The following is a 19,894-nucleotide window of genomic DNA, read 5'->3' on the forward strand; positions in this document are numbered from 1 at the left end:
ACCTCGCGGTGAAACCGCCTGAAAGCACCATCGGATCCATGCCGGTCTCACTTCCCGCCCCGCCGCCTGTGAAGGCCGGGACGGCGACCCACTGCCCGTACTGCGCCCTGCAGTGCGGCATGAACGTCGCGACGGGTGAGACGATCACCATCACCCCGCGCCAGGACATTCCCGCCAACGCGGGAGGACTGTGTCAGAAGGGCTGGACCGCCGGTGAGCTCCTCACCGGTGACCGGCTCACCACCCCCCTGCTGCACGGTGAGGAGGCCGGCTGGGACGAGGCGCTGGACTTCGTCGCCGACCGGATCCGCGCCGTCCAGGCCGCCCACGGCCCCGACGGGGTGGCCGTGTTCGGCGGCGGCGGGCTGACCAACGAGAAGGCCTACCAGCTCGGCAAGTTCGCCCGGGTGGTGCTGCGGACCAGCCAGATCGACTACAACGGCCGGTTCTGCATGTCCTCGGCCGCCGCGGCCACCGGCCGCGCCTTCGGCATGGACCGCGGCCTGCCGTTCCCGATCACCGACCTGGCCCGCGCCGACGCGGTGCTGCTGGCCGGCGGGAACGTGGCCGAGACCATGCCGCCCTTCGTCCGGCACCTGGCCGCGATGCGCGAGGCCGGCGGGCGGCTGATCGTCATCGACCCCCGCGTCACCCCGACCGCCCGCCAGGCCGACCTGCACCTGCAGCCCACCCCCGGCACCGACCTGGCGCTGGCGCTGGGCCTGCTGCACATCGTCGTCGCCCAGGGCGACGTCGACGAGGACTACGTGGCCGCCCGCACCACCGGGTTCGAGGCGGTCCGCACCTCGGTCGCGGCCTGGTGGCCCGAGCGGGTGGAGCGGATCACCGGCGTGCCGGTCGCCTGGATGCGCGCCGCGGTGGCGATCCTGGCCGCCGCGGACCGGGCCGCGATCCTCACCGGCCGCGGGGCCGAGCAGCACGCCAAGGGCACCGACACGGTCGGCGCGTTCGTCAACCTGGCCCTGGCCCTGGGCCTGCCCGGCCGCGAGGGATCGGGGTACGGCTGCGTCACCGGCCAGGGCAACGGCCAGGGAGGCCGCGAGCACGGACAGAAGGCCGACCAGCTCCCCGGCTACCGGAAGATCGACGACCCGGCCGCCCGCGCGCACGTCGCCGCGGTCTGGGGCGTCGACCCCGACGAGCTGCCCGGCCCGGGCCGTTCGGCCTACGAGCTGCTGGACGCGCTCGGCACCCCCACCGGCCCCCGGGCGCTGCTGCTGTTCGGCTCCAACCCGCTGGTCTCGGCGCCGCACGCCGGGCGGGTGGCCGAACGCCTCGGCGCGCTGGACCTGCTGGTGGTCTCGGACATGGTCCTGTCGGAGACGGCCGCCACGGCCGACGTGGTCCTGCCCACCACCCAGTGGGCCGAGGAGAGCGGCACCATGACCAACCTGGAGGGACGGGTGCTCTTGCGCCGCCGGGCGATCGACCCGCCCGCGGGGGTGCGCAGCGACCTGGAGATCCTGCGCGGCCTGGCCGCGCGGCTGCGCGGCACGGACGGCTTCTCCGCCGACCCCCGCGAGGTCTTCGACGAGCTGCGCCGCGCCTCGGCCGGCGGGATCGCCGACTACGCGGGCATCACCTACGAGCGGATCGCGGCCGAGACCGGCGTGTTCTGGCCGTGCCCGGCCGAGGACCACCCCGGCACCCCGCGCCCGTTCCTGGACCGCTTCCCCACCCCCGACGGGCGCGCCCGCTTCCTGCCGGTCGAGCACCGCCCGCCCGACGAGGACGTCGACGCCGAGTACCCGCTCTACCTCACGACCGGGCGGGTGCTGGCCCACTACCAGAGCGGCGCGCAGACCCGGCGGATCGCCGCGCTCAACGCGGCGGCACCGGAGGGCTTCGTGGAACTGCACCCCGACCTGGCCGAACGGCTGGACGTGACGCACGGCGAGAGGCTGCGGGTGATCGGCCGGCGCGGCGAGACCGAGGCCCCGGCCAGGGTCAGCGCGGCCATCCGGCCCGACACCGTGTTCATGCCCTTCCACTGGCCGGGCGTCAACCTGCTCACCAACCCCGCCCTGGACCCGGTGTCGCGGATGCCGGAGTTCAAGGTGTGCGCGGTCAGAGTGGAGCGTGCCCGATGACCCGGATCGTGGTGGTGGGCAACGGCATGGCCGGCGCCCGCCTGGTGAGCGAGATCCGCGCCCGTGACCGGCACGTGGGACTGACCGTGTTCGGCGCCGAGCACGGCCAGCCCTACAACCGGGTGCTGCTGTCGAACGTGGTGGCCGGGACGATGCCCCCCGACCAGGTGCGGCTGCTGGACCCGGCCTGGTACGCCGACCACTCGGTGACGGCCGTGCCCGGCGTCGAGGTGGTCGCGGTGGACCGGGAGAGCCAGTTCGTGATCACCGCGACCGGCAGGCGCGAGCCGTACGACGTCCTGGTCCTGGCGACCGGCAGCGAGGCCGTGGTGCCGCCGGTGCCGGGCGCGGAGCGGGCCGTGACGTTCCGGACGATGGACGACTGCCACGCGATCCTGCGGGCGGCCGGATCGGCGCGGCGCGCCGTGGTGGTCGGCGGCGGGCTGCTCGGCATCGAGGCGGCCAGGGGCCTGGCCGGGCGCGGGCTGCCGGTGACGCTGCTGCACCTGGCCGGGCACCTGATGGACCGCCAGCTCGACGCCGAGGCCGGGCTCGTGCTGGGCCAGACCCTGGGCGGGCTGGGCGTGGAGATCAGGACCGGCGTCACCGTCGAGGAGATCGCCGACGACGGCGTGCGGCTCTCCGCCGGCGAGCTCGTCGAGGCCGACCTGGTGGTGCTGGCCTGCGGCGTCCGCCCGGTGACCGCCCTGGCCAGGGACGCGGGCCTGGAGGTGGCGCGCGGGATCGTCGTCGACGACGAGATGCGCACCGACGACCCCTCGATCTTCGCGATCGGCGAGTGCGCCGAGCACCGGGGCAGGGTCTACGGGCTGGTCGCCCCGGCCTGGGAGCAGGCCGCGGTGGTCGCCGACCTCGTCACCGGCACCGACAAGACCGCCCGCTACCGGGGGTCGCGGCTGGTGACCCGGCTCAAGGCCAGGAGCGTGGAGCTGGCCGCGATGGGCGAGACCCACCTGACCGAGGACGACGCCGAGGTCGTGCGGTTCAGCCACCGGGCGACCGGCACCTACCGCAAGCTGGTCATCCGGGACGGCCGCCTGGTCGGCGTGATCCTGCTGGGCGAGACCTCCACGGTGGGCAACCTCACCCAGCTCTTCGACCGGGGAGGGCCGCTGCCGGGCGACCGGGCGGGGCTGCTGTTCCCCGGCCTGTCGGGCGGAACGGTCGCCGAGAGCCCGGTCAGGATGCCCGACGCGGCCAGGGTCTGCCAGTGCAACAACGTGACCAAGGGCCAGATCAGGGCCTGCTGGGAGTCCGGTGCCCGGGACGTCGCGGCCGTGGCGGCCGCCACCCGGGCCACCACCGGCTGCGGCGGCTGCCACGACGCGGTGGAGGGCATCGTCGACTGGCTCTGCGAGCAGGAAGGGGTCTCGGCATGACCGGCGGGACGGGCGCGGGGCGGACGGACGAGATCGACGAGAAGGGAAGGACGACCATGTCACGGCTTGTCGTCGTGGGACACGGACCGACATCGCACCGCCTGGTCGAGGCCCTGATCGCCAAGGGTTTCGCGGGCCGCATCACCGTGCTGGGGGAGGAGCCCCGATCGGCGTACGACCGGGTGGCGCTGACCTCGTACCTGACCGGGAAGAGCGTGGAGGACCTCAGCTACCCGGTGCCCGGCGGCGTCGTGCTGCGCCTGTCGTCCCGGGTCGTCGAGATCGACCGCCGGGCGCGGGAGGTCGTCACCGCCGACGGCCACCGGGAGCCCTACGACACGCTGGTGCTGGCCACCGGGTCCAGCCCGTTCGTGCCGCCGGTGCCCGGCAGGGAGCTGGAGGGCTGCTTCGTCTACCGCACGATCGACGACCTCGACGCGATCAGGCGGGCCGCCGCGGACGCCACCGGCGGCGTGGTGATCGGCGGCGGGCTGCTCGGCCTGGAGGCCGCCGACGCGCTGCGCGGCCTGGGCATGGACACGCACGTGGTCGAGATGGGCGGCTGGCTCATGCCCCGCCAGGTCGACGAGGGCGGCGGCTCCGTGCTCCGGGGCCACGTGGAGGCGCTCGGCCTGACCGTGCACACCGACGCCGGCGCGAAGGAGATCGTCGCCGGCCCGGACGGGCGGGTCGCCGGGCTCCTCAAGCCCGACGGGGAGACCATCGACGCCCAGATCGTGATCTTCTCGGCGGGGGTCAGGCCCCGTGACGAGCTGGCCCGGCAGTCCGGGCTGGAGGTCGGCGCGCGCGGCGGGATCGCGGTGGACGACGGCATGCGCACCGGCGACCCGGCGATCTACGCGATCGGCGAGTGCGCCCTGCACGACGGCATGGTCTACGGGCTGGTCGGCCCGTGCTTCACGATGGCCGAGGTCGCCGCCGACCGCATCTGCGGCGGCGAGGCGGTCTTCACCCGCGCCGACCTGTCCACCAAGCTCAAGCTGCTCGGTGTGGAGGTCGCCCAGTTCGGCGCCATGGAGGGCGCCCTGGACGTGACGTTCATGGACCCGGTGGGCGGCGTCTACCAGAGGCTCTTCGTCAGCGACGACGCCCGCACGCTGCTCGGTGGGATCTGCGTCGGCGACGCCACCCCGTACAACACCCTCAAGCCGTTCGTCGGCCGCGAGCTGCCGGGATCGCCGAGCGAGCTGCTGTTCACCGGCGGCCCGTCGAACATGGAACTGCCCGACGACGCCCAGGTCTGCTCCTGCAACAACGTCACCAAGGGGCAGGTGTGCTCGGCCATCGCCGACCACGGCCTCACCGACGTGCCCGGCATCAAGGCGTGCACCCGCGCGGGCACCACCTGCGGCAGCTGCGTCCCGATGCTCAAGCAGCTCCTCGTCTCCTCGGGCGTGGAGGTCTCCAAGGCCCTGTGCGAGCACTTCGCGCAGAGCAGGGCCGAGTTGTTCGACATCGTGCGGGTCCGCGGGCTCACCACGTTCTCGCAGATCATCGCCGAGCACGGCACCGGGCGCGGCTGCGACGTGTGCAAGCCCGTCGTCGCCTCGATCCTGGCCTCGCTCGGCAACGGCCACATCCTCGACGGCGAGCAGGCCGCGCTGCAGGACACCAACGACCACTTCCTGGCCAACATCCAGCGCAACGGGACCTACTCGGTGGTGCCGCGCATCCCCGGCGGGGAGATCACCCCCGAGAAGCTGATCGTGATCGGCGAGGTGGCCCGTGACTTCGACCTCTACACCAAGATCACCGGAGGGCAGCGGATCGACCTGTTCGGGGCCCGGGTGGAGCAGCTGCCGCTGATCTGGAAGCGCCTGGTGGACGCGGGCTTCGAGTCCGGCCACGCCTACGGCAAGGCGCTGCGCACGGTCAAGTCGTGCGTGGGCTCCACCTGGTGCCGCTACGGCGTGCAGGACGCGGTCGGCCTGGCGGTGGCGCTGGAGCTGCGCTACCGGGGGCTGCGCTCGCCGCACAAGCTCAAGTCGGCCGTGTCCGGCTGCGCCCGCGAGTGCGCCGAGGCCAGGGGCAAGGACTTCGGCATCATCGCCACCGAGCAGGGCTGGAACCTCTACGTGGGCGGCAACGGCGGCTTCACCCCCCGCCACGCCGACCTGTTCGCCTCCGACCTGGACACCGAGGAGCTGATCCGCGTCATCGACCGGTTCCTGATGTTCTACATCCGCACCGCCGACCGCCTGCAGCGCACCTCGGTGTGGCTGGAGAACCAGGGGCTGGCCTACGTCCAGGAGGTGATCCTGGAGGACTCCCTGGGGATCTGCGCCGACCTGGACGCCCAGATGGCGCGGCACGTGGCCGGTTACGCCGACGAGTGGCGCGTCACGATCGAGGACCCGGACAAGCTGCGGCGGTTCGTCTCGTTCGTCAACGCCCCCGGGACCCCGGACCCCTCGATCGCCTTCGAGACCGAGCGCGACCAGGTCAAGCCGGTCCTGATCCCGCTGGAGGCGATCCGCTCCTGAGCCGGGCGCCCGGCCGCCCCGGCCACCGAGCCCACCGAGAGCACCGAGCCCACCGAGAGCACCGAGAGCACCGCGCCGGGCGGCCCCGGCACCCCGGGAAACCCGAGCACTCCGAGCAGATCGAGCAGACCGAGCAGAAAGGCCCGCACCGATGACCGCCGTACGCGAAGACCTGGAGACGCTGGAGACGACCGTCTGGACGCCGGTCTGCTCCTACACCGACCTGCTGCCCGAGCGCGGAGCCTGCGCGCTCGTCGGCGGCCACCAGATCGCGGTGTTCCGCACCTTCGACGGTGCCCTGTTCGCGGTCGGCAACCGCGACCCGTTCAGCGGGGCCCACGTGCTGTCCCGCGGCATCGTGGGCACCCGCGCGGGCGAGCCCATCGTCGTCTCGCCCATGCACAAGCAGGCGTTCTCCCTGATGACGGGGGTCTGCCTGGACGAGGCGTCGGTGGCCGTGCCGATCTACCCGATCCGGCTGGCCGGCGGGACGGTCGAGGTGAGCGCCGGATGAGCGCGAGAGGGGCCCGCGGCCGCCCGGACACCCACGAAGGAGTGGTGAACGACAGATGAGCATCACCGCCGCCGACGACCAGGCCGGCTCCCCGGAGACCGCGCCCGACGCGCTGGCCGGGTTCACGATCGGGGTCACCGCCACCCGGCGGCGCGAGGAGTTCTGCGCGCTGCTGGAGCGCAGGGGGGCCAGGGTGGTGAGCGCGCCGGCGATCCGGCTGGTGCCCGTGGCCGAGGACGCGGAGCTGCTGGCCGCCACCCGGGCCGGCCTGACCGCCCCCATCGACGACGTGGTGATCACCACCGGGGTCGGTTTCCGGGGCTGGATGGCCGCGGCCGAGGGCTGGGGGCTGTCGGGGGAGCTCGCCGAGCACCTGGCCGCCGCCCGGCTGCTGACCCGCGGCCCCAAGGCGCGCGGCGCGGTCCGGGCCGCGGGCCTGACCGACCACTGGACCCCGCCCACCGAGTCGTGCGAGGAGGTCAAGCAGTACCTGCTCGCCCAGGACCTGCGCGGCCGCCGCATCGCCGTGCAGCTGCACGGGGAGCCGCTGACCGGCTTCGTGGCCGCGCTGCGCGAGGCCGGGGCCGAGGTCATCGAGGTGCCGGTCTACCGGTGGCTGCCCTACCGCGACGTGTCGCCGCTGCGCCGCCTGGTCAGTCAGGCGATCTCCGGCGGGGTGGACGCGGTGGCGTTCACCAGCGCCCCGGCCGTGCTGGCCATGCTCAACTCCGCCCGCGCCGAGGGGCTGGAGGACGCGCTGATCGCGGCGTTCGCCGGTCCGGTGGTGGCCGCCTGCGTGGGCCCGGTCACCGCGGCGCCCCTGGAGGCGCGCGGGGTGCCCACCGTGCAGCCCGAGCGCTCCCGGCTGGGCACGCTGGCCCGTACGCTCGCCAGGCACCTGCCCCGGCACAGCGTCACCCGGCTGACCGCCGGCGGCCACCGGCTGGAGATCCGCGGCCACGCCGTCGCGGTGGACGGCGAGCTCAAGCCGCTGCCCCCGGCGCCGATGGCGGTCCTCAAGCGCCTGGCCGACAAGCCGGGCCACGTGGTGGCCCGCTCGGACCTGCGGACGGTGCTCCCGGGCGGACCCTCGCGCGACTCGGCCGAGCACGCGGTCGAGATGGCCATCACCCGCCTGCGCCGAGCCCTCGGCCCCTCGGGGATCGTCGAGACGGTCGTCAAGCGCGGCTACCGCCTGGCCTGCGACCGGGGCGAGGGCCTGTGACGACGCTGGTCCTGGCCGGGCACGGCACGCGCAGCGCCCGGGGGGAGGAGACCCTGGCCGGACTGTGCGACCTGGTACGCGCCGGGCGTCCCGGGACCCGCGTCGAGCAGGCGTTCCTGGAGATCAGCTCGCCCCCGCTGGCCGGCGTGCTCGCCGGCCTGACCGGTCCCGTCGTGGTGGTCCCGCTGCTGCTGGCGGGCGGCTACCACGTGCACATCGATCTTCCCTCGGTGGTGGCGGCGGCCGGTTCGGACGCCGTGGTCGCGCCCCCGCTGGGGCCCCACCCGCTGCTGGCCGCGGTCCTGGCCCGCCGGCTGGCCGCCGCCGGCCTGCGGGCGGCGGACTCGGTGATCCTGGGCGCCGCGGGCTCCTCCGACCCCGCGGCCCTGGCCGACGTACGGGCGGCCGCCCGGCTGCTGGCGGCCCGGCTCTCCCGCCCGGTCGTCGCGGCCTTCGCCGCCGCGGGCACCCCCACGGTCGCCGAGGCCCTGGAGCGGCTGCGCTCGGGACCGGCGCCACGGGTCGCGCTGGCCTCCTACCTGCTGGCGCCCGGTTTCTTCCAGGGCCGCCTGGAGGCCGCGGGAGCCGACCTGGTCGCCGCGCCCCTGGGGGTGGACACCGACCTGGCCGCGCTCATCTGGACCCGTTTCGACCAGGCCCACCGCACGGCGACGGCCGCCGGCACCGGCCGGGTGCCGCGGGGCCCGCGGGAGATGTCGCACCGGGCCTGACCGCGGGGGACGTCACCGCGGGCGTCCCGAGGCACCCTGGAGGCACCCTGGAGGCACCGGGAGACGCCGGGAGACGTCGTGGGCGATCATGCGGAGCCCCCGGGCGGCCGGACCCCCGGCCCCGGAGGTCTCAGCCGTCGGAGTCGCGGTCGCGGCGGCGCAGGTAGCGCTCGAACTCGGCCGCGATGGCGTCGCCGCTCGCCTCGGGCAGCTCGGCGGCGTCCTTGCGCTCCTCGAGCTCCTTGACGTACTCGGCGACCTCGCTGTCCTGCGAGGCCAGCTCGTCCACGCCGTGCTCCCAGGCCCGTGACTCCTCGGCCAGCTCGCCCAGCGGCATCGGGATGTCGAGCAGGTCCTCCATCCGGCTGAGCAGCGCCATGGTGGCCTTCGGGTTGGGCGGCTGGGCCACGTAGTGCGGCACCGAGGCCCACAGCGAGACGGCGTGCATCCCGGCGGCGCCCAGGGAGTGCTGGAGCACGCCGACGATGCCGGTCGGGCCCTCGTAGCGGCTCAGCTCCAGGTTGATCGCCCTGGCCAGGCCCTCGTCGGTCGCCGACCCCACGATCGGCACCGGCCGGGTGTGCGGCGAGTCGTTGAGCAGGGCGCCCAGCAGGACGGCCAGCTCGACCCCCAGCTCGCGGCAGACGAACACGATCTCCTCGCAGAACGCCCGCCAGCGCATGTTGGGCTCGATGCCGCGCAGCAGCACCACGTCGCGGTCGACGCCCGGGGGCCTGGCCACCGAGAGCTTGGTGGTGGGCCAGGTGATGGAGCGGGTCAGCCCCTCACCCATCTCGACGATCGGGCGGGTCACCTGGAAGTCGTAGTAGTCCTCCGGGTCCAGGGCGACCAGCGGGGTGGCCTTCCACTCGTCCTCCAGGTGCGCGATCACTCCGCTCGAGGCCTCACCCGCGTCGTTCCACCCCTCGAACGCGGCGATCATCACCGGGTCGACGAGCTCGGGCAGACCTTCGATTTCGATCACGCGCCCCTCCTTTTCGCCGTACCGTCCTATCCGGCTAAGCCTATGCGGTGAGGGGGGCTTCACGTCACCTTCCCGACGTGGTGCGGACGATCAGGACGTGACCGCCGGGAACGGTGTGGCGCGCCGCGCGGTCACCTCCCGCGAACGGCGGGGCCGCCGGGGGCCGCGCACGGCCGAGGGCGGCGATCATGGTGCTCGATGGCGCCGGACGGGCCCCGGTATTCTTGCCCCCATGACGAGCACCCCGTCCACCCCCTCTACCTCTACCCCCACCCCTTCCTTCCGTGACGTCCTGGCCGAGCGTGTGATGGTGGCCGACGGGGCGATGGGGACGATGCTGCAGGCCCATGACGTGACCATGGACGACTTCCAGGGTCACGAGGGCTGCAACGAGGTGCTCAACGTCACCCGTCCCGACATCGTCCGCGCCGTGCACGAGGCCTACTTCGAGGTGGGCGTCGACTGCGTGGAGACCAACACCTTCGGCGCGAACCTGTCGGCCCTCGGCGAGTACGACATCTCCGACCGCGTCTTCGAGTACTCCGAGGCCGGGGCCCGGGTCGCCCGGCAGGCCGCCGACGCCTGGTCCACCCCGGACCGGCCGCGCTTCGTGCTCGGCTCCATCGGCCCCGGCACCAAGCTGCCCACTCTGGGCCACAAGCCGTACGCGGAGCTGCGCGACGCCTACCGCGACAACGCCGCCGGGCTGATCTCCGGCGGCGCCGACGCGCTGATCGTGGAGACCTCCCAGGACCTGCTCCAGGTCAAGGCGGCGGTGATCGGCGCCCGCAGGGCCATCGCCGACGCCGGGCGGGACGTGCCGGTCATCGCCCAGGTGACCATCGAGACCAACGGGGCCATGCTGCTGGGCTCGGAGATCGGCGCCGCCCTGACCGCGATCGAGCCGCTCGGCGTCGACGTGATCGGCCTCAACTGCGCCACCGGCCCGGCCGAGATGAGCGAGCACCTGCGCTACCTGGCCCGGCACGCCCGGGTCCGCCTGTCGTGCATGCCCAACGCCGGGCTGCCCGTGCTCACCTCCGACGGCGCCTACTACCCGCTGAGCCCCGGCGAGCTGGCCTCGGCGCACGAGAACTTCACCCGCGACTACGGCCTTTCCCTGGTCGGCGGGTGCTGCGGCACCACGCCCGAGCACCTGCGCCGGGTCGTCGAGCGGGTCCGCGGGCGCGAGACGGCGCCGCGCCGCCCCCGCCCCGAGGCCGGGGCCTGCTCGCTCTACCAGAGCGTCCCCTTCCGCCAGGACACCTCCTACCTGGCCATCGGCGAGCGCACCAACGCCGTCGGCTCCAAGGCCTTCCGCGAGGCGATGCTCGCCCAGGACTGGGAGGAGTGCCTGGAGATCGCGCGCGGCCAGGCCCGCGACGGCGCGCACATGCTCGACCTGTGCGTCGACTACGTGGGACGCGACGGCGTGGCCGACATGAAAGAGCTGGCGTTCCGCTTCGCCACCGCCTCCACGCTGCCGATCGTGCTGGACTCCACCGAGCCCGCCGTGCTGGAGGCCGGGCTGCAGATGCTCGGCGGGCGCGCGGTCGTCAACTCGGTCAACTACGAGGAGGGCGACGCCCCCGGGACGCGCTTCCACCGGAACATGACCCTGGTCAGGGAGTACGGCGCGGCCGTGGTGGCCCTGACCATCGACGAGGAGGGCCAGGCCCGTACCGCCGAGGCCAAGGTCCGCATCGCCCGGCGCCTGGTCGAGGACCTGACCGGGAACTGGGGCATGAACGTCGAGGACATCCTCGTGGACGTGCTCACCTTCCCCATCGCCACCGGCCAGGAGGAGACCCGGCGCGACGCGCTGGAGTCGATCGAGGCGATCAAGGAGCTCAAGCGCCTGCACCCGGGCGTGCAGACCGTGCTGGGCCTGTCGAACGTGTCGTTCGGCCTCAACCCGGCCGCCCGCATCGTGCTCAACTCGGTCTTCCTCAACGAGTGCGTCAACGCCGGCCTGGACGCGGCGATCGTGCACGCCTCCAAGATCCTGCCCATGGCGCGCATCCCCGAGGAGCAGCGCGAGGTCGCCCTGGACATGGTCTACGACCGGCGCCGGGAGGGCTACGACCCGCTGCAGCGGTTCATGGAGCTCTTCGACGGCGTCGACGCCGCCGCCCTCAAGGCGTCCAAGGCCGAGGAACTGGCCGCGCTGCCGCTCTGGGAGCGCCTCAAGCGCCGCATCGTCGACGGCGAGCGCAAGGGCCTGGAGGCCGACCTGGACGAGGCCCTCGCCCGGCGCCCGGCCCTGGAGATCGTGAACGACGTACTGCTCGACGGCATGAAGACCGTGGGGGAGCTGTTCGGCTCCGGCCAGATGCAGCTGCCCTTCGTCCTGCAGTCGGCCGAGGTGATGAAGACCTCGGTGGCCTACCTGGAGCCGCACATGGAGCGGGTCGAGGGCGAGATCAAGGGCCGCATCGTGCTGGCCACCGTCAAGGGCGACGTGCACGACATCGGCAAGAACCTGGTCGACATCATCCTCTCCAACAACGGCTACGAGGTCGTCAACCTCGGCATCAAGCAGCCGATCTCGGTCATCCTGGAGGCCGCCGAGGAGACAAGGGCCGACGTCATCGGCATGTCCGGGCTGCTGGTGAAGTCCACGGTGATCATGAAGGAGAACCTGGAGGAGATGAACTCCAGGGGCATCGCCGGCAGGTTCCCCGTGCTGCTCGGCGGGGCCGCGCTCACCCGCGCCTACGTCGAGCAGGACCTCGCCGACCTCTTCCAGGGCGAGGTCCGCTACGCCCGCGACGCCTTCGAGGGCCTGCGCCTGATGGACGCCTTCATGGCGGTCAAGCGCGGCGAGAAGGGTGCGAGCCTGCCGCCGCTGCGCGAGCGCCGCGTCAAGGGCGGCGCCACGCTGGTGCGGACCCCGGTGGAGGAGCTGCCCGCCCGCTCCGACGTGGCCGCCGACAACGCCGTGCCGGTCGCCCCCTTCCTCGGCGAACGCGTGATCAAGGGTATCCCGCTCGCCGAGTACGCCGCCTTCCTCGACGAGCGCGCCACCTTCATGGGCCAGTGGGGCCTCAAGGCCGCCCGCGGCGGTGACGGGCCGAGCTACGAGGAACTGGTCGAGACCGAGGGCCGGCCGCGGCTGAGGATGTGGCTGGAGCGGATGCAGACCGAGGGGCTGCTGGAGGCGGCGGTCGTCTACGGCTACTTCCCGTGCGTCAGCGACGGCGACTCGCTGATCGTCCTGGACGAGGGCGGCGCCGAGCGCACCCGGTTCACCTTCCCGCGCCAGCGCCGCGACCGGCACCTGTGCCTGTCGGACTTCTTCCGCTCCAAGGACTCCGGCGAGGTCGACGTGGTCGCCTTCCAGGTCGCCACCATGGGCAACCGGGTCTCCGAGGCGGCGGCCGAGCTGTTCGCCAAGGACGCCTACCGCGACTACCTGGAGCTGCACGGGCTGTCGGTGCAGCTCACCGAGGCCCTGGCCGAGTACTGGCACGCCCGGGTCCGCTCCGAGCTCGGCATCGGCGGCGACGAGTCCCTGGAGGACATGCTCAAGGTCAACGTGGCCGGCTGCCGCTACTCGTTCGGCTACCCCGCCTGCCCGAACCTGGAGGATCAGGTCCAGCTGATGGGGCTGCTGGACCCGGGCCGGATCGGCGTCGAGCTGTCGGAGGAGTTCCAGCTCCACCCCGAGCAGTCGACGTCCGCGCTGATCGTGCACCACCCCGAGGCGAACTACTTCAACGTATGACCGGCGACCGGGGGGACGAGACGATGCAGGCGGTCCTGTTCGACATGGACGGGCTTCTCGTGGACAGCGAGAAGATCTGGTTCCAGGTCGAGGCCGAGGTGATGGAGCGGCTGGGGGCGGGCTGGACGCCCGCCGACCAGGAGAACCTGGTGGGCGGCTCCATGGCCTCCAGCGTGGCGTACATGCTGCGCGTCTCCGGTTCCGGCGCGGCGCCGGAGCAGGTGGAGACCTGGATGGTGGACGGCATGATCGCCCGCCTGTCCGGCGGGGTGGAGATGATGCCCGGCGCCGCCGCCCTGCTGACCGAGGTGCGCGGGCAGGGCCTGGCCACCGCCCTGGTCACCTCCTCGTCCCGGCCGATCGCCGAGGCGTGCCTGCGCGGCATCGGCGCCCACCACTTCGACCGGATCGTCACCGGCGACGACGTGACCAGGCACAAGCCCGATCCCGAGCCGTACCTGCGGGCCGCCCGGCTGCTGGGCGCCGATCCGGCCCGCTGCGTCGCGCTGGAGGACTCGCCCAACGGGGTGACGGCGGCGACCGCCGCGGGGTGCCGGGTGGTGGCGGTGCCCAGTGTGCTGCCGATCCCCGACGCCCCGGGACGCCTGGTGGTCGCCTCGCTGCTGGAGGTCGACGTGGCCACCCTGCGCGAGCTGGCGGCGGCCCGACCCTGAGGCGGCGTCCCTGAGCCGGAGCGCCACCGGGGGCGTGATCCCTTAGGGGATGATCCCTCCTCAGGAAGGAGACCTCGTCCCGATTCCGCGTGCCAGGATGGAGGACGGGTACGCCGATACGAGGGATGGTCCGCCATGTCGTACGACCAGATCGCGTGGTTGCCGCTCTGCGCCGGGATCACCGGGGTGGGGCTGGTGCTGAGTTTCCTGACGATGCGCCGCCGGGGGGCGGCCGCCGGGTTGCGCGTCATGGCCTGGTCGCTGCTGCCGGTCGCGGCCTACCTGACCGGCGCGCTGCCCACCCTGTGGCAGATCGGCACGGCGATCGCCGGCTTCGTCGCCGGCGTGGCGTTCAACCCCATGGTGTGGGCCGGGGTGGGCGTGGCCGGGCTGTCCGTGCTGCTCTTCCTGATCTCGGGCTTCCTGCGCGGCCGCCGTCTCAGGGCCGCGGCGGGCTCCGCGGGCTCCGGGGCGTCGTCCCCGGCGCGGTCCGTCCCGTCCGCAGCATCCTCGTCCGGCACCGCGCTGCCGGGGGCGACGGCCGTCACCCAGCCGCTGCCCAAGCGGACCCCCAAGGGGCAGCCCTCCCCGGCCACGCCCGCGTCTCCGGCGTCTCCGGCGTCCCCGGCGGCTCCCGCGGCACGGTCCGGCGCTCCCCGGCACGCCGCCCAGCCGGCCGCAGACGATGACTTCTCGGACATCGAGGACATCCTCAAGCGCCGCGGAATCGGATGACGCAGGGTGACGGCCTCGTTTCAATGTCACAGATCCGAGACAGAAGCGGAACGAGGTACGGACATTCTTCGCGGGATCAAAACAAATGAATTTCGCGTGAATCACAGTTAAGCCACATAGCGCCTCAGGGGACTGGTCAGCGCAGTTCAGCCCATAGATTCTGCGCACGGGCCACGAAATACCGGCCCGTAGACTCACGGCGCGTCACCCCGACCCGGGGGGCGCCGACGGACGACGTCGTCTGGGATCCAGGGGGCCAACTGTATGACCGCACCGCTCGACGTTCCCGACGCGGCCATGGAGGCCAAGCCGGAGTCCGTTCTCGAAGGAGTGGGCGGCAAGGCCATCGAGGGCCGCTCGCTCGGTCAGATCGCCTGGATGCGCCTGAAGCGTGACAAGGCAGCGATCATCGGCGCCTTCGTCGTGGTCTTCCTGACCCTTGTCGCGATCTTCGCGGAGCGCCCCTTCGGCGGGCTCATCGCGTTGTTCGGGGACTCGCCGAACATCCCCAACAACGACCTCATCGATCCCATGACGAGCGCCCCGATGGGGGCGTGGGGCGGGATCAGCCTGGAGCACCCGTTCGGCCTGGAGCCGGTCAACGGCCGTGACATCTTCGCCCGGATCATCTCCGGCGCGCAGATCTCGCTGCTGGTGGCCTTCCTGGCCACGCTGCTGTCGGTGGTGCTCGGCTCGCTGATGGGCGTGCTCGCCGGGTTCTTCGGCGGCTGGGTCGACACCCTCATCAGCCGGGCCATGGACGTCTTCCTGGCCTTCCCGCTGCTGCTGTTCGCGATCGCGATCGTCGGCGCCGTCCCCGACCAGGCCCTGGGCCTGAAGGGCAACGCCCTGCGGATCGCAGTGATCGTGTTCATCATCGGGTTCTTCAACTGGCCCTACATCGCGCGTATCGTGCGCGGCCAGACCCTGTCGCTGCGCGAGCGCGAGTTCGTCGACGCGGCGCGCTCCCTCGGGGCCCGCAACGGCTACATCATCTTCCGCGAGGTGTTCCCCAACCTCGTGGCGCCCATCCTCGTCTACGCGACCCTGCTCATCCCCTCGAACATCCTGTTCGAGGCGGCCCTGTCCTTCCTCGGGGTCGGCGTCAACGAGCCCCAGGCCTCCTGGGGAGGCATGCTCACCACCGCGGTGACCTACTACACGATCGCGCCTCACTTCATGATCGTCCCGGGCCTGGCGATCTTCGTCACCGTCATGGCCTTCAACCTGCTGGGCGACGGGCTCCGGGACGCCCTCGACCCGCGAGCCCGGTAGCCCCAAGCGACCGCGTCCTTATATCACCGTCACTCATGACAAGGGGTGGACCACCACGATGAGGAAGACCAATGCCCTGGCGCTCGCAGCGCTGGGTACAGCGCTGACCATGGGACTGGCCGCCTGTGGCGGAACGGCCGGTGGCGGTGGCAACACGTCCTCCGGCGGCGGCCAGGGGACCGGTGCCGCGGCTTCGGCCGCCAAGCACAACGACGGTTACACCAAGGTCGTCAACGCCTCGGACACCAAGGGCGGCACCCTGAAGTTCGCCCTGTCCGACGAGCCCGACTCGATGGACCCGGGCAACACGTACTACGCGTGGAACTGGAACTTCACCCGCCTGTACGCCCGTCCCCTGCTCACCTACTCCCCCGAGCCCGGTGACGCCGGCCTGAAGCTGGTGCCGGACCTGGCCGAGGCCGCCGGCGAGGCCAGCGAGGACGGCAAGACCTGGACGTACAAGCTCAAGAAGGGCATCAAGTACGACGACGGCACCGAGGTCAAGGCCGCGGACGTCAAGTACGCCATCGCCCGCAGCAACTTCACCTCCGAGCTCACCGACGGCCCGAAGTACTTCGCCGAGTACCTCGACGCCGGTGACTACAAGGGTCCCTACAAGGACAAGAACCTCGACAACTTCAAGGGCATCGAGACCCCGGACGACCACACCATCGTCTTCAAGCTCAAGAAGCCCTTCGCCGAGTTCGACTTCCTGGTGGCCAACCCGCAGTCCGCGCCGGTCCCGCAGGCCAAGGACACCGGCCTCGACTACGAGAAGGCGCTGGTCTCGACCGGCCCCTACAAGCTCGACAGCTACGAGGTCGGCAAGCAGTTCAACCTGGTCAAGAACGAGAACTGGGACCAGGCCACCGACACCACCCGCAAGCAGCTGCCCGACCGCATCGAGGTGCAGTTCAAGCAGGCCGCCGACGACATCGACCAGCGGCTCATCAACGGCCAGATCCACGTCGACCTCGGTGGCACCGGTGTCCAGCCGGCCGCCCGCGCCAAGATCGTCGGGGACCCCAAGCTGAAGGACTCCACGGACAACCCCTTCACGCCGTTCAACCGCTACGCGATGATGTCGACCGCGGTGAAGCCGTTCGACAACATCGACTGCCGCAAGGCCGTGCAGTACGCCACCGACAAGACCGCCACCCAGGCTCCCTGGGGCGGCCCGCTCGGCGGCGAGATCGGCACCACCGCGATGACCCCGACCACGGTCGGCTACAAGCAGTTCGACCTGTACCCCAACGGCGCCGACCACAAGGGCGACCTGGCCAAGGCCAAGGAGCACCTGACCGCCTGCGGCCAGCCGAACGGCTTCGAGACCAACATCGCGGTCCGTGGTGACCGGGTCAAGGAGGTCCAGGTCGCCGAGGCGCTCCAGGCCTCCCTCGACCGGGTCGGCATCAAGACCACCATCAAGAAGTACCCCTCCGGTGACTGGAGCGCCCAGTACGCCGGCCGTCCGGACTTCGTGCACAAGAACGGCCTGGGCATCATGATCGCCGGCTGGGGCGCCGACTGGCCGTCCGGCTTCGGCTTCCTGTCGCAGATCGTCGACGGCCGCTTCATCAAGGACTCCGGCAACTACAACATGATGGAGCTCAACGACCCGACGGTGAACGAGCTGCTGGACAAGGGCATCCAGACGACCGACGCTGCCGCCCGCAACGAGATCTGGGCCCAGGTCGACCAGAAGGTCATGGAGTCTGCCGCCTTCATGCCCTTCGTCTACGAGAAGACCCTGATCTTTCGTCCGTCGACCCTGACCAACGTGTACGTGCACCCGGCCTACGGCATGTACGACTACACGTGGCTCGGCGTCCAGCAGTAGCCCTTCCCTAGTTAGCCAAAGGCAGGTGAAGGCCTGACGGTGCCCGGGAGCGACCCTCCCGGGCACCCCGGCCGAACGATCGTGGTCGCTTTCATCGTCCGCCGCGTGATCGCCGCCGTGCTGATGCTCGCCATCGTCAGCATGGTCACCTTCGCGATCTTCTTCCTCATCCCGCGTGCCCTGGGCCAGACCCCCGAGGGCATGGCGTCGCGCTACGTGGGGCGAGACGCCACCCCCGAGGCGATCCAGGGTGCCGTCGAGCGACTGCACCTGGACGATCCGATCCTGGTCCAGTACGGCCGGTTCGCGCAGGGCATCGTCGCCGGCCAGGACTACTCCCTGGGCCCGCGCAAGGCCGAGTGCCCGGCCCCCTGTTTCGGCTTCTCGTTCAACAACAACCAGCCGGTCTGGCCGACACTGCTCGACCGGCTCCCCGCGACGATGTCCCTCGCCCTGGGCGCCGCGATCACCTGGATCGTCGTCGGCGTCAGCGTGGGCGTCATCTCCGCGCTGAAACGCGGGACCCTGGCGGACCGGGCGGCGATGACGTTCGCCCTGGCCGGTGTCTCGCTGCCCATCTACTTCACCGGCCTGGTCTCGCTGTCGGTGTTCGCGTACACGCTGGGGATCTTCCCCGGCGGTGGCAGCTACACCGCCTTCAGCGACAACCCGATCATGTGGTTCCAGGCGCTCGTGCTGCCCTGGATCACCCTGGCGTTCCTGTACGCCGCCCTGTACGCCCGGCTCACCCGGGCGGGCATGCTGGAGACCATGGGTGAGGACTACATCCGCACGGCCCGCGCCAAGGGCCTCAAGGAGCGGACGGTCGTGACCAAGCACGCCCTGCGGGCCACGCTCACCCCGATCCTCACCATCTTCGGCCTCGACCTCGGACTGCTGCTGGGCGGCGCGGTGCTCACCGAGAGCACCTTCTCCATCCCCGGCATCGGCAAGCTGGTCATCGACGCGATCCGGGGCAACGACCTCCCCGTCGTCCTGGGCGTGACCCTGTTCGCGGCGATCTTCATCGTCGTGGCCAACCTCATCGTGGACATCCTGTACGCGGTGATCGATCCGAGGGTGAGGATCTCATGACGGCTCCCGCACCGGAGTCCTTCCTGGAGCTGCGCGACCTGCGCATCCACTTCCCGACCGACGACGGCCTGGTCAAGTCCGTCGACGGCCTGTCGTTCAGGCTCGACCGGGGCAGGACCCTGGGCATCGTGGGCGAGTCGGGCTCGGGCAAGAGCGTGACCAGCCTCGGCATCCTGGGCCTGCACAAGGGCGGCAGCGCCCGGATCTCCGGCGAGATCTGGCTGGACGGCGAGGAGCTCGTCAGCGCGAGCGCGGACCACGTGCGGACCCTGCGCGGCAAGAAGATGGCGATGATCTTCCAGGATCCGCTGTCGGCCATGCACCCGTACTACACGGTGGGCGCCCAGATCATCGAGGCGTACCGGATCCACAACGACGTCAGCAAGGCCGTCGCCCGCAAGCACGCGATCGACATGCTCGGCCGGGTGGGGATCCCGCAGCCCGACAAGCGGGTCGACGACTACCCCCACCACTTCTCCGGCGGCATGCGCCAGCGCGCGATGATCGCGATGTCGCTCTCCTGCGACCCCGAGCTCCTGATCGCCGACGAGCCCACCACGGCCCTCGACGTGACCGTCCAGGCGCAGATCCTCGACCTGATGCGCGACCTGCAGAGCGAGTTCAACTCCGCGCTGATCGTCATCACCCACGACCTCGGCGTGGTCGCCGAGCTCTCCGACGACATCCTGGTGATGTACGGCGGCAAGGGCGTCGAGTACGGGACCGCCGAGGACATCTTCTACCGGCCCGAGCACCCCTACACATGGGGTTTGCTGGGATCCATGCCCCGCCTGGACCGCGAGCCCACCGAACGGCTGCTCCCGATCAAGGGCTCCCCGCCCTCCCTGATCAACGTGCCGTCCGGCTGCGCCTTCAACCCCCGCTGCACCTTCGCCGGTCGCACCGAGGGCAAGGCCACCACGGAGGTGCCGCAGCTGCTGGAGACCGACGGCGGCCACCTGGTCCGCTGTCACATGCCGCGCGCGGAGCGGCGGTCCATCTGGGAGAACGAGATCAAGCCGATCATGGAGAGCACGTGAGCGAGCGAGCCGGCCGGCACGGCATGTCCCAGGGCACG

14 protein-coding genes are annotated in these 19,894 nt (G+C 71.8%); 13 read left to right on the forward strand and 1 reads right to left on the reverse strand.

The window, feature by feature from the left end:
* Window positions 1-38: 38 nt before the first annotated feature.
* From ACZ6RT_RS02605 to ACZ6RT_RS02630, 6 genes are all read left to right on the forward strand, one after another.
* Window positions 39-2,111 (forward strand): molybdopterin oxidoreductase family protein, encoded by a 2,073-nt coding sequence (locus ACZ6RT_RS02605; protein ID WP_470152021.1) that lies wholly within the window; start codon window positions 39-41, stop codon window positions 2,109-2,111.
* The gene (locus ACZ6RT_RS02610; RefSeq protein WP_399188592.1) at window positions 2,108-3,511 is read left to right on the forward strand and encodes an FAD-dependent oxidoreductase; all 1,404 of its coding nucleotides are present in this window, start codon (window positions 2,108-2,110) and stop codon (window positions 3,509-3,511) included. Before ACZ6RT_RS02605 ends, ACZ6RT_RS02610 begins: the two co-directional genes overlap by 4 nt.
* Before the next feature lie 56 nt (window positions 3,512-3,567).
* Window positions 3,568-6,015, forward strand: a complete 2,448-nt coding sequence (gene nirB, locus ACZ6RT_RS02615; protein ID WP_470152022.1) for a nitrite reductase large subunit NirB — start codon at window positions 3,568-3,570, stop codon at window positions 6,013-6,015.
* 151 nt (window positions 6,016-6,166) lie between these two features.
* Window positions 6,167-6,529: a nitrite reductase small subunit NirD gene (gene nirD / locus ACZ6RT_RS02620; RefSeq protein WP_399188596.1), complete on the forward strand. Its 363-nt coding sequence runs from the start codon at window positions 6,167-6,169 to the stop codon at window positions 6,527-6,529.
* A 55-nt stretch (window positions 6,530-6,584) separates the two neighbouring features.
* A complete protein-coding gene (locus ACZ6RT_RS02625) occupies window positions 6,585-7,754 on the forward strand; it encodes a uroporphyrinogen-III synthase (protein WP_399188598.1) in 1,170 nt (389 codons plus the stop codon).
* Entirely contained in the window at window positions 7,751-8,485 is a 735-nt protein-coding gene (locus ACZ6RT_RS02630; RefSeq protein ID WP_470152023.1) for a sirohydrochlorin chelatase, read from the forward strand. The genes ACZ6RT_RS02625 and ACZ6RT_RS02630 overlap by 4 nt, the downstream gene beginning before the upstream one ends.
* A gap of 130 nt (window positions 8,486-8,615) precedes the next feature.
* Here the strand turns inward: ACZ6RT_RS02630 and ACZ6RT_RS02635 are convergent, their stop codons facing one another.
* Entirely contained in the window at window positions 8,616-9,470 is an 855-nt protein-coding gene (locus ACZ6RT_RS02635) for a PAC2 family protein (protein WP_344903097.1), read from the reverse strand.
* 232 nt (window positions 9,471-9,702) lie between these two features.
* Here ACZ6RT_RS02635 and metH point away from each other — a divergent pair, with 232 nt between their 5' ends.
* The 7 genes from metH (at window position 9,703) to ACZ6RT_RS02670 (ending at window position 19,856) form a co-directional block, all read left to right on the forward strand.
* Window positions 9,703-13,197: a methionine synthase gene (metH, locus tag ACZ6RT_RS02640; protein ID WP_470152024.1), complete on the forward strand. Its 3,495-nt coding sequence runs from the start codon at window positions 9,703-9,705 to the stop codon at window positions 13,195-13,197.
* Complete coding sequence (locus tag ACZ6RT_RS02645; RefSeq protein WP_470152025.1) at window positions 13,194-13,871, forward strand: HAD family hydrolase; 678 nt, start codon at window positions 13,194-13,196, stop codon at window positions 13,869-13,871. The genes metH and ACZ6RT_RS02645 overlap by 4 nt, the downstream gene beginning before the upstream one ends.
* A 135-nt stretch (window positions 13,872-14,006) precedes the next feature.
* On the forward strand, window positions 14,007-14,606 hold the full coding sequence (locus tag ACZ6RT_RS02650; RefSeq protein ID WP_470152026.1) for a cellulose synthase: 600 nt from the start codon (window positions 14,007-14,009) through the stop codon (window positions 14,604-14,606).
* 264 nt (window positions 14,607-14,870) lie between these two features.
* Window positions 14,871-15,881 (forward strand): ABC transporter permease, encoded by a 1,011-nt coding sequence (locus tag ACZ6RT_RS02655; protein WP_399188608.1) that lies wholly within the window; start codon window positions 14,871-14,873, stop codon window positions 15,879-15,881.
* 58 nt (window positions 15,882-15,939) lie between these two features.
* Complete coding sequence (locus tag ACZ6RT_RS02660) at window positions 15,940-17,721, forward strand: ABC transporter substrate-binding protein (protein WP_399188610.1); 1,782 nt, start codon at window positions 15,940-15,942, stop codon at window positions 17,719-17,721.
* Window positions 17,722-17,802: 81 nt separating this feature from the next.
* Complete coding sequence (locus tag ACZ6RT_RS02665; protein WP_399188612.1) at window positions 17,803-18,816, forward strand: ABC transporter permease; 1,014 nt, start codon at window positions 17,803-17,805, stop codon at window positions 18,814-18,816.
* Entirely contained in the window at window positions 18,813-19,856 is a 1,044-nt protein-coding gene (locus ACZ6RT_RS02670; RefSeq protein ID WP_399188614.1) for an ABC transporter ATP-binding protein, read from the forward strand. Before ACZ6RT_RS02665 ends, ACZ6RT_RS02670 begins: the two co-directional genes overlap by 4 nt.
* Window positions 19,857-19,894 lie beyond the last annotated feature (38 nt).

This window comes from Streptosporangium sp. NPDC050148 (assembly GCF_055586505.1).